Below are 15,931 nucleotides of genomic sequence, written 5' to 3' on the forward strand. Positions count from 1 at the left end.
ATCCACAGACACAGGCAAAAATATGGTATGATATAGAATGTTGATAACGTGGATAAACGGAGGAAATATTTGTGAATAACTTTAATATAAAATTACCGGATGATGTACAGTTTATCATTCATACCTTACAGTTGCATGGATTTGAAGCATATGCAGTCGGAGGATGTGTCAGAGATTCCATCCTTGGCAGAGAACCGGGCGACTGGGATATTACAACATCGGCGATGCCGGAAGAGACAAAGGCATTATTCGACAAAACATTTGATACCGGAATTGAACATGGGACGATAACTGTACTTCTGAATCATGAGGGTTACGAAGTTACGACGTACAGAATCGATGGAAAATATGAGGACAGCAGACATCCGAAAGAAGTGACATTTACAAGGAATCTGAAGGAAGACCTGCTCAGACGAGACTTTACGATCAATGCTATGGCATACAATGACAAGGATGGGATCGTAGATATCTTTGGAGGAATGCAGGATCTGGAAAAGCATATGATCCGCTGTGTGGGAAATGCCAGGGAACGTTTCTCGGAAGATGCACTCCGGATTTTAAGAGGCGTCAGATTTGCGGCACAGCTTGGATTTGAGATTGATGAGGAGACGAAAGAAGGAATGAAGCTTCTTGCGCCGACACTGGAAAATATCAGTGCGGAGAGGATACAGGTAGAGCTGGTGAAGATGCTGACATCTGACCGGCCGGAACTGATAAGAACTGCCTATGAACTTGGAATTACGAAGATATTTTTGCCGGAATTTGACCGGATGATGGAGACAGAGCAGGAGACACCGCATCATATGTATACCGTCGGGGAACATACCATTCATGCGATGATGAATGTCCGCAATGATAAGATCTTAAGATTGACAATGTTACTGCATGATACAGGAAAACCGGAATACAAAACTATGGATGAAGACGGCGTTGCGCATTTTAAAATGCATGCATTGGGAAGTGAGCGCATTGCGAAAGAAGTACTCCGGAGATTAAAATTCGATAATGATACGCTGCATAAGGTTACAAGACTTGTGCTGAATCATGATTACCGCATGCCGGCCGTGCCGAAGAATGTCAGAAGAGCAATGAATAAGATCGGCGAAGATATTTTCCCATATTATATGGAAGTCAGAAGAGCAGATGTTCTGGCGCAAAGTGAGTACCGGAGGGCAGAAAAATTAAAAAATCTGGATGAAGTAGAACAGACATATGCAGAGATTATAGAAAAAGGGCAGTGTGTATCGTTAAAAGAATTAGCTGTGACCGGCAGAGATCTGATCCGGGCAGGAATGAAGCCGGGAAAAGAGATCGGGGAAAAGTTAAACGAATTATTGAACCTTGTGATCGAGAATCCGGAAATGAATACGAGAGAGACGCTGTTGAATTATATTTCCACGGATAAAGAAGTATAACAGCAGTGAATATTTTTTATATTTCCCACATACATTTAAAAAGAATATCAAGTGTAAAGCGCGGGGAATATAAATGCAGGAATTTGAACAAAAAATACTGGAACAATATGATATAGAAGTAAACAGCACCCGTAAAGTCAGAGGTGCTGTTTTATGCGAAACGAACAAAGGGGTATTCCTTTTGAAGGAAGTTACAACATCCGAAAAAAGAATCCCTGCGTTATGCGAACTTTATACCTGGCTTTATGAACAAGGAGAGCATCAGATCGATTATATGATAGCGAACCGGAACGGTGAATATATCTCTTCGTTGGATAATGGTGACCGGTATATGCTGAAAAAATGGTATGCAGGCCGTGAATGCGACATAAAAAAGACCAGGGAAATATTAGAAGCGGCCGGGAATCTGGCGAAATTACATACTGTTATGAGGCATGAACTGGAGTATGGGATTACAGAAGGGATTAAGACCGGTGAAAAATACAGACGGCATAACCGGGAGTTAAAAAAAGTACGGCAGTTTGTCAGAAAAGCTGTCCCGAAAGGGGAATTTGAATTTGCATTTTTGCAGCAGTTTGAACTGATGTATCAGTGGGCAGAAGCAGCGGTATGCGAACTGGAACAGTCGGATTATGAACAATTGTATCAGGAAGAGATGAACCGTTCCGGTATGACGCACGGAGAGTATAATTACCATAATATCATCATGACAAGAGAAGGAATCGCGACAATGAATTTTGAAAAATTCCATCGGGATATCCAGGTAGAGGATCTGTACTATTTTCTCAGAAAAGTAATGGAGAAAAGCGGGTGGAAGCTCCGGCTCGGAGATGGCATGCTGAATGCGTATTCTGCAATCCACCCACTTACCAGAAGCGAAACAGAATATTTGAAAATCCGTCTGATTTATCCGGAAAAGTTCTGGAAAATTGCAAATTCATACTATTGCATGAATAAAGCGTGGATATCGGTAAAAAATACAGAGAAACTAAAGACTGCAATAAAGCAGACAGAAGAGAAAAAAATGTTTTTAAAAGAGCTGTTTGGATTTGAACTCTGAGGGCACCTGAAAATGCCGGAAAACCTTGAAAATACAGGGAAAACAGGGGATTTACCTTGACATTCCGTATGAAAACAGGTATAACAGTACATAAAGGCATGTCATATGACGGGGTATGGACAGTGACTTTGTATAAAAAGAATCGAAATTGTGAATTCTAAATGTAAATAAGAGGAGGATATATCCATGAACAAAACAGAACTGATCGCAGCAATCGCTGACCAGGCAGAATTATCAAAGAAAGATTCCGAGAAAGCTTTAAAAGCATTCGTTGATGTTGTAACAGATGAATTAAAGAAAGAGCATAAAGTACAGGTTGTTGGATTTGGTACTTTTGAAGTAAGCATGAGAGCTGAGAGAGAAGGAAGAAATCCTCAGACAGGCGAGACTATGAAGATTGCAGCTTGCAAAGCACCAAAGTTCAAAGCTGGTAAAGCATTAAAAGATGCTATCAACGAGTAGTCTGAATTTGTAATATTTATCCGAAAGGATTTATGCCGGAGAGTGTCCTGATACTCTTCGGTTTTTTAGCATTATGCGTTCGAAAGAACCGGCTGACAGTAAAGTATACAGGAGAACAGATAGATGAGATTAGACAAATTTTTAAAAGTATCCAGATTGATCAAACGCCGGACGGTTGCGAATGAAGCCTGCGATGCCGGCCGTGTACTGGTAAATGATAAACCGGCCAAGGCGTCTGTAAAAGTAAAACCAGGAGATATCATAGAGATCCAGTTCGGAACAAGAACCGTAAAAGTAGAAGTTCTTGATATTAAAGATACAACGAAAAAAGAAGAGGCAGGAGACCTTTTCAAATATTTATAAACCTTATTAATGGCCGGTGAAAAAGCGGCGGGGATCATCACAACCTTTCTTGCATAATTATGTGAAAAGTCATAATTTCGATTTCCTTTTCATATGATTAGTAAGAAAGGTTGTGATAGTTTTGGAGACGGTAGCAGCACAGAAAAACCATAAACTGATATTGAATAACCGGAAGGCAGGACTGGTGACAGGTGTTCTGGATGTGCTGTCTTTTAATCTGAATGAGATATTGCTGGAGACAGAGCAGGGAATGCTGATGGTGAGAGGAACGGATCTGCATGTGAACCGTGTGAATCTTGAAAAGGGAGAGATCGATCTGTCGGGAAACATTGACAGTATCTCATATTCGGATATCCATTCGACAGCAAAGCAGGCAGGAAGTCTTTTTGAAAAGTTATTCCGGTGATCTGCCGGAGAACCGGGAATGTCATGAGGAATAAGGAAAATAAGGTGAAATGTAAGATGGGGATAGGAAAAGAACTGTTCATATTTCTGCTGGCGATCCTGGCCGGAGCAATCGTACGTCTTGCATACCGTTGTATCAGCTGCCTGCGGGAAGTGGTACACCATGCTCATTGGGTTATTGAACTGGAGGATCTGATCTATTGGATCGGAACCGCGATTTTTTTGTTTGTGCAGATTTACTACACAAGCAGTGGTAGTGTGCGGTGGTATTTCATACTAGGTGTTGGAATCGGCGGGATCATTATGTCAGTTTTTCTTGCGATTACGGGGAAAATTTGTCGGAAAATTGTACGGCGGCATAGCAGATTTTTTACCGAAACACTTGAAAAACCCGGGGAAAAAAGATAGAATAAAAATAATTAACAGGTGAGTGAAACGGCAGGGCTGCCGGCAAGGGTGAGTAAATTAATATGAATGATGTAAAGCAGAGAAACCGCAGAAGACGGCAGCGCAAGCGCTCTCAGAATCATAAGAGAAGTGTGTTGGCGATCAGCGCAGTTGTTCTTATGTTGACAGTTATGGTGTCTGCAAACAGTATGACATTAAAGGCAAAGAACAGGGAGTATCAGGCGCAGGAGACGGAATTAAAAGAGCAGATCCAGGCGGAACACGATCGGGAAAAAGAGATTAAAGAACTGGAAAAATACGTTGGAACGGATAAATATGTAGAAGATGTAGCGAAAGAAAAGCTGGGTCTGGTACATGACAACGAGATTGTTTTTAAATCGAAATAAGACTATAAAAGACGAATGATAAGCTTCAGGAAGAGATTCCTGAAGCTTTTTTCCGTCATGTATTCAGAAGAAAGGGGAACGACAAAATTGGCAAAGATAAAGGAACAGGAAATATTTGTAAATCCATATGTGATACAGATGGACAAATTTGCCGATTCATTGCAGCATTTATCCAAAACATTTCTGAATATGGAGGCATACAAAGGAACCTTGTCCAGAGAAGAAATTGATGAAATGTTTGAAAAGGTGACAGGGAATGTCTGTGCAGGCTGTGAACGGCGGGGAGAATGTCTGGGAGAAAAGCACTCGGTGACTTATCAGATGATGTATGAGATCCTGTGTGCGGCAGAAGAATATGGTGCAGAACTGAATATGGAATTAAAACGCAGGCTGAAGAGACAGTGTCTGTTTGCACCACGTTTCTTAAGAGAAAGTCTGGAAGAATTCGAGAATGCCAAGCAGATCCTGATGTGGAATCACAGACTGGTGCAGGCAAGAGAGGGGTATGCAAGACAACTTACGAGCTTCGCTAAAATGATACAGTATACAACCAGGGAACTGGATGCCGGGATCTTCCAGGATGACCATTTGGAGAAGCGTATAAAGGCAGCGCTGAAAAAAGAAAATGTGAAGCTGCTTTCGGTTGTGTTTTACATGACACAGCAGGGAAAATACGAAGTCCATCTGACGGTAAAAGCCATGAAAGGACGGGTCGTCCTTGCAAAAGATGTTGCGTTTCTGGTGGGAAAATGTATAGGAAGAACGATGATTCCGAGACAGGGGGAAAGGCTTGTGATCGGAGAAGAATATGGCACCATTGCCTGTATGGAGGGAGCAAAGTTTCAGACACTGCAGGGTGTTGCGAGGATCGGAAAAGGACTGGAAGAGATATCGGGAGATACGTTTCTGATGAAGGATCTTCCGGGCGGACGCAAAGGAGTTGCGCTTTCGGATGGCATGGGTTCCGGAGAGGAAGCATTCCGGGACAGTACAATGGTGGTGGAGATGCTGGAAGAGTTGCTGGAAGCGGGATTTCCGGTAGAGACAGCGGTGCAGATGATGAATACGGCGCTGGTGACAGGACGGGAAGAAGTGAAGTTCTGTACATTGGATGTCTGCCTGTTTGATCTGTATCAGGGAAGTTGTGAATTTGTAAAGGCCGGAGCCTCGGCGACTTTTATTAAGAGGAAGAAAGAAGTTGAAAAAATCGAGTCGACGACACTTCCGATCGGTGTTGTACAGAATATAGAACTGGACAGGGAAGAGCGGAATCTGGAATCGGGAGAATATGTGATCATGGTGACAGATGGCGTGATGGATGCCCTGCCTGAAGGTGCACAGGAAGAAAAATTAGTGGAATTCATCCGGGAGACGGATATTGTCAATCCGACGGAATTTGCCCGCGGAATCTTAAGTCAGGTGTTGAAAAGTTCCGGCGGGATGCCGATGGATGATATGACGGTGCTGGTGATTGGAATATGGGGCTTAAGTTGACTTTCTATAAGAAATTTTATATATTTAATTTATATATAGCTTATATATTTGCCATACCGGTGAGTGGAAGATCAAGGACCGGGCAGGAAGAATTTATACAGACAGAATAAAGGAAAAGGAAGGCCGGAATGTATCAACGGGTGAAAGCATATGTGGAAAAATACCATATGTTACAGGAGAATGATCATGTAATCACAGGCGTATCTGGAGGCGCAGACTCCGTATGCCTTCTTTTCATGTTAAAAGAATTTAAAAATGAGATGCCATTGGAACTGACGGTGGTGCATATCCATCATGGGATCCGCGGTGACAGTGCAGATGCCGATGAGAGATATGTAAAGGCACTATGCAGACAACTCGGGGTCAGGTATCTGGCATTTCATGAGAATGTGGAGCAGTATGCAAAAGAACAGGGCCTGACGCTGGAAGAGGCGGGCAGGAATGTCAGGCGGCAGATATTTGAAAAGGTGTGCAAAGAGAAAAACGGTACAAAGATTGCGCTGGCGCATCACCAAAATGATAATGCGGAGACGCTTTTGTGGAACTTAAGCCGCGGATGCGGCCTGCGTGGACTTGGCGGTATCAGCCCGGCAGAAGGAGATACCGTCCGGTATATCCGTCCGCTTCTCTGTGTGCAGAGATGTGAGATTGAAGCATTTTTACAGGAAAAGGGAATCAGTTATTGTACGGATGAGACGAATCTGGAAGATCACTATACGAGAAACCGGATCCGGAATCATGTGATTCCCTATCTCGAACAAGAGGTCAATCCGCAGGCGGTCATGCATATGTCCGAGACGATGGAACAGATGCGTGCAGTGTGGGCGTTTATGGAACAGGAAGTGCAAAAATGCAGGGAGCGATATGTGGAAAAGCGGCTGTGTGGGAGTGCAGAAGATCTGCATGAAGAACGTGAAAACGTTCCGGAACTGCTGATCAAAGAGGAATTATTCCGGGATGTCGATAAGACTGTACGTTCGTTCCTGATTCATGCGCTGCTATGTGAACTGGCGGGGCGCAGAAAAGATATCGAGCAGGTGCATGTAAGACTGATCGAAGATCTGGCACTGCTTCAGACCGGAAGAAAGATCAGCCTTCCTTATAAAATGACTGCGGAAAAATGTTATGATGGAATCCTGCTTGACAGATCGGATCTCAAAACAGGAGAAAAAGAGGACGCCGGCAATGAACCGGGAGTGCATATGCGGATGTTTGAACAAACGGCGGAAACAGGCGCATTTCCTAAAAAAACCTACACGAAATGGTTTGACTATGATATAATTAAGAGCACTGTAAAAATAAGACATAAAGAGCCCGGTGACTATATCACAATCGACAGAAATGGCGGAACGCAGAGTCTGAAGAAGTATTTTATCAATGCGAAGATTCCGCGGGAAGACAGAGATAAGATCTGGCTGGCAGCAGATGGCAGTCACATTCTGTGGATTATCGGATACAGACAGAACCAGGCGTATCAGATTACAGATAAGACCAAAAGGATTTTGGAAATAGAATTTAACGGAGGAGAAGAAGATGGCAGAGACAGTTAAAGTATTAGTTCCTGAAGAGGATGTTGCAAAGAGGATCAAAGAACTTGGAGAACAGATCAGCAAAGATTATGCGGGAAAGCAGGTGCATCTGATCTGCGTGTTAAAGGGCGGAGTGTTCTTTATGTGTGAACTGGCAAAGAGAATCACCGTTCCGGTATCTATGGATTTTATGAGTGTCAGCAGCTACGGTGACGGAACAAAGTCAAGCGGTGTCGTTAAGATCGCCAAAGACTTAGATGAGACACTGGAAGGAAAAGATGTGCTGATCGTAGAGGATATCATTGATTCAGGAAGAACATTATATTATCTGATGGATATCCTGGCTAAGAGAAAACCAAAGAGTATGAAGCTTTGTACGCTTCTGGACAAACCGGAAAGAAGAGTAAAAGATGTAAAAGTAGATTATGTCGGATTCAATATCCCGGACGAATTTGTTGTGGGATATGGTCTGGATTACGCTCAGAGATATAGAAACCTTCCGTTTATCGGAGTAGTAGAGGGCGTAGAATAGGCGCGTCACAAGAAAGGAGCCTGAAAATTGGATAATAAGAAAGCGAGAGGACTGAACGGTGCTGTATTTCTGGTGTTTGTCATATTTTTGTTCGCAGCACTATGGTTTACCAATCAGTTCGATCAACGAGAAAAAGAGATTACCTGGAAGAATTTCCAACAGTTGGTTCAGAATGACAAGATCGAGTCGGTAGAAGTGAATCAGAATAAGAGTGTTCCGACAGGACGTGTAGAGATTACGTTGAAGGGAGACGACGATTCCGATAAGATCAGATATCTGTATGTTTCTGATGTTAACGAGATCCAGGATTATCTGAAAGAACAGAATGTGGAGTATACGATGCCGGATATCCCGCAGGACAGCTGGGCAGCAACCACATTTCTGCCGGTTATTCTTACACTGGGCGGAGTTTTCCTGCTCTTCGGTCTGATGAACCGGCAGGGCGGCGGTGCGAATTCGAAAGCAATGAATTTTGGAAAGAGCCGTGCAAGACTGAGTACAGACCGTGACAAGAAAGTGACATTTGCCCAGGTGGCAGGTCTGGAAGAAGAGAAAGAGGAACTGGAGGAGATTGTTGATTTCCTGAAATCTCCGAAGAAATATATCCAGGTGGGAGCAAGAATCCCGAAAGGCGTGTTGCTGGTAGGCCCTCCGGGAACCGGTAAGACACTGCTTGCGAAGGCAGTTGCCGGAGAAGCGGGAGTTCCGTTCTTTACGATCTCCGGTTCGGATTTTGTGGAAATGTTTGTCGGTGTCGGTGCATCCCGTGTCAGAGACCTGTTCGAGGAGGCTAAGAAGAATGCACCTTGTATCATCTTTATCGATGAGATCGATGCAGTTGCAAGACGCCGTGGAACCGGAATGGGCGGCGGACATGACGAGCGTGAGCAGACACTGAACCAGTTACTTGTAGAGATGGATGGTTTTGGTGTCAATGAAGGTATCATCGTGATGGCTGCAACCAACCGAGTAGACATCCTTGATCCGGCAATCCTTCGTCCGGGACGATTCGACCGCAAGGTTATGGTTGGAAGACCTGATATCAAAGGGCGTGAGGAGATCCTTAAGGTTCATGCGAAAGGCAAACCACTGAGTGAGGAGATCAATCTGCAGCAGATCGCACAGACAACAGCAGGATTTACAGGTGCAGATCTGGAAAATCTTCTGAACGAGGCAGCAATTCTTGCAGCGAAGGATAACAGAGTATTCTTAAAACAGGATGATATTAAGAAAGCATTTGTAAAAGTCGGAATCGGTGCAGAGAAGAAGAGCCGTGTCATTTCCGAAAAAGAGAAGAGAATCACAGCATTTCATGAAGCAGGGCATGCAATCCTGTTCCATGTACTCCCGGATGTGGGACCTGTATACAGTGTTTCGATCATCCCGACAGGAAGTGCGGGAGGATATACGATGCCGCTTCCGGAAAAGGATGAGATGTTTAATACAAAAGGAAAGATGCTTCAGGATATTACGGTATCACTCGGTGGACGTGTAGCCGAAGAAGAAGTATTTGATGATATCACAACCGGTGCATCCCAGGATATCAAACAGGCAACCGGTCTGGCAAAATCCATGGTTACAAAGTTCGGTATGTCGGAAGCAGTCGGGCTGATCAACTATGATGATGACAACAATGAGGTGTTCATCGGACGTGATCTGGCGCATACAGCAAGAGGCTACGGAGAGGGTGTGGCTACTGTAATCGACCAGGAAGTAAAGAGAATTATTGATGAATGTTATGACAGAGCAAGACATATCATTAGAAAATATGACGATGTTCTGCATACATGCGCAGACCTTCTGCTGGAAAAAGAAAAGATTTCCCGGGAAGAATTTGAAGCGCTGTTTCCGGAAGATGTATCGGAGGACTAGGAGGAAGAGCTTTCCTTTCCGGAAACAAAAAATGAGAGAGGTGTTAGTTATATGAATAAGGCGGCTTTATTTTGCGATGGAACAGAAGGGTATGTATATCCCCCTGAACCGAAGGAGAATGAACTGGTAACGTTCCGGTTCCGTACGGCGAAGGATGATGCAGACAGAGTAGGGCTTGTGACATCGGCTGACACATATGTAATGGAAAAAGAATGCACACAGGGAGAATTTGATTATTATACGTTTGAAGTGCGTCTAGGGGCAGAGCCTTTCAGATATTGTTTCGAAGTGCAGTCTGGAACAGAAAAATATTATTATGGACGATGTGGAATCTCTCGCGAGATCCTGGAGTATTATAACTTTGTTGTAGTACCCGGATTTTCCACACCGGACTGGGCAAAGGGAGCGGTTATGTATCAGATATTTACAGACCGCTTTTATAACGGAGATAAGTCAAATGATGTAGAGACGAACGAGTATTACTATATCGGAGATTATTCCCGGAGAGTAACGAACTGGGATAAATATCCGGCGAACATGGGTGTAAGAGAATTCTACGGCGGGGATCTGCAGGGAGTCATGGATAAACTTGATTATCTGCAGGAGCTGGGTGTAGAAGTTGTATATTTTAATCCATTATTTGTGTCACCGTCGAACCATAAATACGATATCCAGGATTATGATTATATTGATCCGCATTATGGGAAGATCGTAGATGACGGAGGTGAGGTGCTTCCGGATGGTGTGACGGACAACAGTCAGGCAACGAAGTATAAAAAACGCACGACAGGTCTTAAGAACCTGGAAGCAAGTAATGAGTTATTCATTAAGCTGGTAGAAGAATTACACCGTCGTGGTATGAAAGTGATTCTGGACGGCGTATTCAACCATTGCGGTTCTTTCAATAAGTGGATGGACCGTGAGAGAATATACGAAGGCGAAAAAGATTATGAACCGGGTGCTTATATATCGGCAGACAGTCCGTACAGAAGCTACTTCCGTTTCTTCAAAGAAGAACCAGAGAACTGGCCGTATAATGGTAATTATGATGGCTGGTGGGGACATGATACTTTGCCGAAACTGAATTATGAAGATTCTGTAAAGCTGGAAAATTATATCTTATATATCGGGCGGAAATGGGTATCACCGCCGTATAATGTAGATGGATGGCGTCTGGATGTGGCAGCAGATCTGGGACGCAGCAATGAATATAACCATGATTTCTGGAAGAAATTCAGAACAGCCGTGAAAGATGCGAATCCGAGTGCACTGATCCTTGCGGAACATTACGGGGATCCGAGCGACTGGCTTAAAGGTGACGAGTGGGATACCGTCATGAACTATGATGCATTCATGGAGCCGATCACATGGTTTCTGACAGGAATGGAAAAGCACAGTGATGAGGCCAGAGAAGAACTTCTCGGTAACATCGATAACTTTATCGGGTCGATGGCACATCATATGTCGAATATGCTGACCCCTTCACTGCAGGTAGCGATGAACGAACTTTCGAACCATGATCATTCGAGATTCCTTACGAGAACGAACCACATGGTTGGCCGTGTAGAACATCTGGGACCGGAAGCCGCAAATGAATATGTAAATAAAGCGGTTATGCGTGAAGCGGTTGTCATGCAGATGACATGGGTCGGAGCACCGACCATATATTATGGTGATGAGGCGGGTGTCTGTGGATTTACGGATCCGGATAACAGAAGGACCTATCCGTGGGGACGTGAAGACTATGAACTGATTGCGTTTCACAAAGAAGCGATCCGCATCCACAAAGAGCATCCGGCACTTAGAACCGGTTCTCTGAAGATTCTTGGCGGAGAAGAGAATGTCCTGTCTTATGCAAGGTTCAAAGGCAATGATCGGATCGTCATCGTGATCAATAACCGCAGCGAACGTACGGAAGTGAAAGTTCCTGTATGGGAGGCTGAGATTCCGGCGAAATGTCGTATGAAACGTCTGCTGTATTCTTACAAAGACGGATATACAACAGAGTATGAGGAATATCTGGTGGAAGATGGCGAAGTGGTTGCAAATATGGGACCGCATTCGGCATTGGTGCTGGGAATGCGGAATGAAGAGGAGCATGACTGGCTGTATATTCTGTAAAGTGGAGATAAAAAAGATTACCGGAAAAGGAACTGTCCTTTCCGATAATCTTTTTTTATACCTGAGTATGCAAAAAATGGAGTTGCCTGCGGCAGGTTCTCTGTGTTATTTTGTAAGAACTTCTACTCCGTCTTCTTTGATAAGAACCATATATTCAATCTGGGCAGAAAGACCGTCGTCATCTGTATAAACGGTCCAGCCGTTGTCTTCGTCTACATAGAATTCCGGAGATCCCTGATTGATCATTGGTTCAATCGTGAACATCATACCTGGGACCAGAACCATCTCGCTGCCCTTTGGAGTAACATAACTTACAAATGGTTCCTCATGGAATTCCAGACCGATTCCATGACCGCCGATCTCTTCTACGACAGAATATCCGTTTTCCTGTGCGTGGGAATTGATCGCATAAGCAATGTCTCCGAGATGTCCCCATGGTTTTGCAGCTTTGAGGCCGAGTTCCACGCACTCTTTTGTGACACGGACGATACGTTCTGCTTCCGGAGATACCTCACCGATCGTGAACATACGGGATGCATCGGAAAAATAGCCGTTTAAGATAGTAGATACATCAACATTGATGATATCGCCATCGATCAGGATCTCGTGTTCACTTGGGATGCCGTGGCAGATAACGTTGTTGATAGAAGTGCACACGCTTTTTGGGAATCCTTCATAATTCAGAGGCGCAGGAATCCCGCCATGCTCTGTTGTAAAATCATACACCAGTTTATCGATCTCGGCAGTGCTCATTCCTGCGTGAATATGAGCAGCTACATGATCGAGAACTGCGGTGTTCAACGCTGCACTTTTTTTAATCATTTCAATCTGTTCCGGTGTTTTTAGTAATGAACGGTCAGGAACGATCTGCCCTTTGGACGCAAGTGTCCATAATTTTATATCTAATTTATCCACAATACTACCTGCTTTCTACACAAATTTTCCACATGTATTATAACACGTTTTTGAAAAAGAGACAGGGGAATTTTTGTCAACAGGAGTGAGCCGGATGAAAAAACATCTGTCTCGTATTGTCTCGGCCATAAAAATAAGTTATAATTTTACTGGTATTGTATACAGAAAGTGGGTAAGCTCATAGGTAGGACTTTTCTAAACCGGAAATTCTATATGGTGCAGAATAAACGAATACACAGGCAATATAGAAAGGAGCAGATATATGTTAAGAATTGGAATGCTTACAAGTGGCGGCGACTGCCAGGCACTGAATGCAGCAATGAGAGGCGTCGTAAAGGGGCTTGTTTCAAAAAGGGATGATGTAGAGATTTATGGATTTCAGGATGGATATAAGGGTTTGATCTATTCGAATTTTAAGATGCTTACGTCAAAAGATTTTTCAGGAATCCTGACACTTGGCGGAACGATCCTGGGAACATCCAGACAGCCGTTTAAGTTGATGAGAGTACCGGATAAGGACGGAATTGACAAAGTAGAGGCGATGAAACACACATATCACAAGTTGAATCTGGACTGCCTGGTAATTCTGGGAGGGAATGGAACACACAAATCAGCCAATATGCTGAGAGAAGAAGGACTTAATGTGGTAACACTCCCGAAGACGATCGATAATGATCTCTGGGGAACAGATATGACGTTCGGATTCCAGAGTGCAGTAGATATTGCAACAGATACGATTGATAAGATCCATACAACAGCGACATCTCACAGCCGTGTATTTATCGTGGAAGTAATGGGACATAAAGTAGGATGGGTCACACTTCATGCAGGAATTGCCGGTGGTGCCGATATTATTCTTCTTCCGGAGATGCCATACGATATCAATTCAGTGGTTGACGCAATTGAAAAACGCGGCAAAGCAGGGAAGAGATTTACAATTATTGCTGTTGCCGAAGGTGCAATTTCAAAAGAAGATGCAGCACTTTCAAAGAAAGAATTAAAAGAGAAAAAAGCAAAGAAGAAATATCCTTCTGTTGCATATGAACTTGCTGAGAAGATTCAGGAAAAGACAGATAAAGAAGTAAGGATCACAGTTCCCGGACATACACAAAGAGGCGGCTCTCCGTGTGCATATGACCGTGTACTTGCAACAAGACTTGGTGCAGAAGCTTCGAGAGCAATTTTGGAAGGTGATTTCGGATGTATGGTAGGGACTAGAAATCAGGAGATTATCCGCGTGCCATTGTCAGAAGTTGCCGGAAAACTAAAATATGTAGATCCAAAAGCATCGATCATTGACGAGGCAAAGACCATTGGTATCAGCTTCGGTGATGAATAGATGCGGAGACTGAGCAGGATCTCCATTTAGACAAGGAGTGTAAAGAATGTCATATACGGCATTATACCGTAAGTTTCGTCCGGATGAATTCGAAGATGTAAAAGGACAGGATGCGATCGTCCGGACATTGAAGAACCAGATCAATGCAGATCGTATCGGACATGCATATTTGTTCTGCGGGACCAGAGGAACCGGAAAGACAACCGTTGCGAAGATATTTGCGAAAGCAGTCAACTGCGAACATCCGGTAGATGGAAGCCCGTGCGGGGAGTGCGCAATGTGCCGGTCGATCGCAGCTGGTACATCGATGAATGTGATCGAGATTGATGCGGCATCTAATAATGGTGTGGACAACATCCGTGAGATCCGTGAAGAGGTCACATATCGCCCGACAGAAGGGAAATATAAAGTATATATTATTGATGAGGTGCATATGCTGTCGATCGGCGCATTCAATGCATTGTTAAAAACATTGGAAGAACCTCCGGAATATGTTATATTTATTCTTGCGACAACGGAGGCACACAAGATTCCGATTACGATCTTGAGCCGATGCCAGCGATATGATTTTAAAAGAATTTCCATTGAGACGATCGCAGCGAGATTGCGTGAACTGATCGATAAAGAAGGATGGGATGTGGAAGATAAGGCGGTCCGCTATATCGCAAAGATGGCGGATGGCTCTATGAGGGATTCACTGAGCCTTCTGGATCAGTGTGTGGCATTCTATATGAATGAGACACTGACATATGATCATGTATTGGAAGTGCTGGGAGCGGTGGATACGGAAGTATTCAGCCGGCTGTTAAGACAGCTGCTTGCGATGGATGTACATCAGGTGATCGAGACGGTAGATGAGCTGGTAATGCAGGGAAGAGAATTGTCTCAGCTGGCGGCAGATTTCACATGGTATCTGAGGAATCTGCTTCTGGTGAAGAGCTCGGATGATATGGAAGATGTACTGGATGTATCATCGGAGAATCTGGCACTGTTAAAAGAAGAAGCACAGATGATTGACAGTGATACACTGATCCGCTACATCCGCATTTTTTCGGATCTGACGAATCAATTGAAATATGCGACACAGAAGAGGGTTCTGCTGGAAGTAACCCTGATCAAATTATGCCGTCCGGCAATGGATCAGAATAAGGACGCCCTGCTGGACCGCATCCGTGCGATTGAAAAACAGCTGGAGGACGGAGCGTGGGAAGCACCGGTCAGGGAGCGTGTTGTGTATGCATCCGATGCAAAAGAAGCAGCGGCACCGAAGCCGAAACCGGAACTTCCGCAGGCATTAAATGAAGACGTGAAAGCGGTGGCAAAAGATTTCCGGATGATCATCAATGAGGCTTCCCCGATGCTCCGCACATATCTGAAAAAAGCGAGATTAAGTGCCGGAGAAGGCAACCGGCTTCTGATCGTGCTGCCGGATGAACTGAGTGCCAGTGCAGTTGCGACGCCGGATCACAAAGAAGAGATCCAGTCGTTGATCGAGCAGAAGATCGGTAAAAAAGTAGAGATAGACGTCCGCCAGATGGAGGCAGGACGCAGATTCGAGGATCACTTTGTGGATCTGGAGAATCTGATCAATATGGAAATTACTGTAGAAGACGAATAGGAGGATATTATC

At 44.1% G+C, this 15,931-nt stretch carries 15 protein-coding genes; 14 read left to right on the top strand and 1 reads right to left on the bottom strand.

What is annotated here, in order from left to right; genetic code table 11:
* Positions 1-71 precede the first annotated feature (71 nt).
* The 12 genes from NKF87_RS00455 (at position 72) to NKF87_RS00510 (ending at position 12,047) form a co-directional block, all read left to right on the top strand.
* Positions 72-1,415, top strand: coding sequence for a CCA tRNA nucleotidyltransferase (locus tag NKF87_RS00455; protein ID WP_253583802.1), 1,344 nt, complete (start codon positions 72-74; stop codon positions 1,413-1,415).
* Between the two features lie 73 nt (positions 1,416-1,488).
* A complete protein-coding gene (locus tag NKF87_RS00460; protein WP_117598262.1) occupies positions 1,489-2,475 on the top strand; it encodes a CotS family spore coat protein in 987 nt (328 codons plus the stop codon).
* Positions 2,476-2,661: 186 nt separating this feature from the next.
* On the top strand, positions 2,662-2,937 hold the full coding sequence (locus NKF87_RS00465; protein WP_028087656.1) for an HU family DNA-binding protein: 276 nt from the start codon (positions 2,662-2,664) through the stop codon (positions 2,935-2,937).
* Between the two features lie 123 nt (positions 2,938-3,060).
* Positions 3,061-3,300 carry an RNA-binding S4 domain-containing protein gene (locus NKF87_RS00470; protein ID WP_044919987.1) on the top strand — a complete coding sequence of 80 codons (240 nt, stop codon included), beginning with the start codon at positions 3,061-3,063 and terminating at the stop codon, positions 3,298-3,300.
* A gap of 121 nt (positions 3,301-3,421) precedes the next feature.
* The gene (yabP, locus tag NKF87_RS00475) at positions 3,422-3,706 is read left to right on the top strand and encodes a sporulation protein YabP (protein ID WP_117598261.1); all 285 of its coding nucleotides are present in this window, start codon (positions 3,422-3,424) and stop codon (positions 3,704-3,706) included.
* Between the two features lie 56 nt (positions 3,707-3,762).
* Positions 3,763-4,113, top strand: a complete 351-nt coding sequence (gene yabQ, locus NKF87_RS00480) for a spore cortex biosynthesis protein YabQ (RefSeq protein WP_138376048.1) — start codon at positions 3,763-3,765, stop codon at positions 4,111-4,113.
* A 62-nt stretch (positions 4,114-4,175) separates the two neighbouring features.
* The gene (locus tag NKF87_RS00485; protein ID WP_215720638.1) at positions 4,176-4,499 is read left to right on the top strand and encodes a septum formation initiator family protein; all 324 of its coding nucleotides are present in this window, start codon (positions 4,176-4,178) and stop codon (positions 4,497-4,499) included.
* Positions 4,500-4,586: 87 nt separating this feature from the next.
* Entirely contained in the window at positions 4,587-5,993 is a 1,407-nt protein-coding gene (locus tag NKF87_RS00490) for a SpoIIE family protein phosphatase (protein WP_226851282.1), read from the top strand.
* A gap of 128 nt (positions 5,994-6,121) precedes the next feature.
* Entirely contained in the window at positions 6,122-7,543 is a 1,422-nt protein-coding gene (gene tilS, locus NKF87_RS00495) for a tRNA lysidine(34) synthetase TilS (RefSeq protein ID WP_253583803.1), read from the top strand.
* A complete protein-coding gene (gene hpt, locus NKF87_RS00500; protein WP_161144129.1) occupies positions 7,527-8,054 on the top strand; it encodes a hypoxanthine phosphoribosyltransferase in 528 nt (175 codons plus the stop codon). Before tilS ends, hpt begins: the two co-directional genes overlap by 17 nt.
* Positions 8,055-8,081: 27 nt before the next feature.
* Positions 8,082-9,926 carry an ATP-dependent zinc metalloprotease FtsH gene (gene ftsH / locus NKF87_RS00505; protein ID WP_161144128.1) on the top strand — a complete coding sequence of 615 codons (1,845 nt, stop codon included), beginning with the start codon at positions 8,082-8,084 and terminating at the stop codon, positions 9,924-9,926.
* 51 nt (positions 9,927-9,977) lie between these two features.
* Positions 9,978-12,047 (top strand): glycoside hydrolase family 13 protein, encoded by a 2,070-nt coding sequence (locus NKF87_RS00510; protein WP_253583805.1) that lies wholly within the window; start codon positions 9,978-9,980, stop codon positions 12,045-12,047.
* 105 nt (positions 12,048-12,152) lie between these two features.
* Here the strand turns inward: NKF87_RS00510 and map are convergent, their stop codons facing one another.
* On the bottom strand, positions 12,153-12,962 hold the full coding sequence (gene map / locus NKF87_RS00515; RefSeq protein WP_028087646.1) for a type I methionyl aminopeptidase: 810 nt from the start codon (positions 12,960-12,962) through the stop codon (positions 12,153-12,155).
* A gap of 262 nt (positions 12,963-13,224) precedes the next feature.
* On the opposite strand from map, the gene NKF87_RS00520 reads away from it, so the two are divergent.
* Complete coding sequence (locus tag NKF87_RS00520) at positions 13,225-14,301, top strand: 6-phosphofructokinase (RefSeq protein WP_138376055.1); 1,077 nt, start codon at positions 13,225-13,227, stop codon at positions 14,299-14,301.
* A gap of 46 nt (positions 14,302-14,347) precedes the next feature.
* Positions 14,348-15,919, top strand: coding sequence for a DNA polymerase III subunit gamma/tau (gene dnaX / locus NKF87_RS00525; protein ID WP_253583807.1), 1,572 nt, complete (start codon positions 14,348-14,350; stop codon positions 15,917-15,919).
* Positions 15,920-15,931 lie beyond the last annotated feature (12 nt).

Origin of the sequence: Dorea longicatena (genome assembly GCF_024168045.1) — a bacterium.
GTDB lineage: Bacteria > Bacillota > Clostridia > Lachnospirales > Lachnospiraceae > Dorea_A.

Bases quoted from the DNA above. Each gene is read 5' to 3' on its own strand.
- NKF87_RS00460 (WP_117598262.1), top strand. From the start codon at position 1,489: ATGCAGGAATTTGAACAAAAAATACTGGAACAATATGATATAGAAGTA.
- NKF87_RS00465 (WP_028087656.1), top strand. From the start codon at position 2,662: ATGAACAAAACAGAACTGATCGCAGCAATCGCTGACCAGGCAGAATTA.
- NKF87_RS00470 (WP_044919987.1), top strand. From the start codon at position 3,061: ATGAGATTAGACAAATTTTTAAAAGTATCCAGATTGATCAAACGCCGG.
- yabQ (WP_138376048.1), top strand. From the start codon at position 3,763: ATGGGGATAGGAAAAGAACTGTTCATATTTCTGCTGGCGATCCTGGCC.
- NKF87_RS00485 (WP_215720638.1), top strand. From the start codon at position 4,176: ATGAATGATGTAAAGCAGAGAAACCGCAGAAGACGGCAGCGCAAGCGC.
- tilS (WP_253583803.1), top strand. From the start codon at position 6,122: ATGTATCAACGGGTGAAAGCATATGTGGAAAAATACCATATGTTACAG.
- hpt (WP_161144129.1), top strand. From the start codon at position 7,527: ATGGCAGAGACAGTTAAAGTATTAGTTCCTGAAGAGGATGTTGCAAAG.
- NKF87_RS00510 (WP_253583805.1), top strand. From the start codon at position 9,978: ATGAATAAGGCGGCTTTATTTTGCGATGGAACAGAAGGGTATGTATAT.
- NKF87_RS00520 (WP_138376055.1), top strand. From the start codon at position 13,225: ATGTTAAGAATTGGAATGCTTACAAGTGGCGGCGACTGCCAGGCACTG.
- dnaX (WP_253583807.1), top strand. From the start codon at position 14,348: ATGTCATATACGGCATTATACCGTAAGTTTCGTCCGGATGAATTCGAA.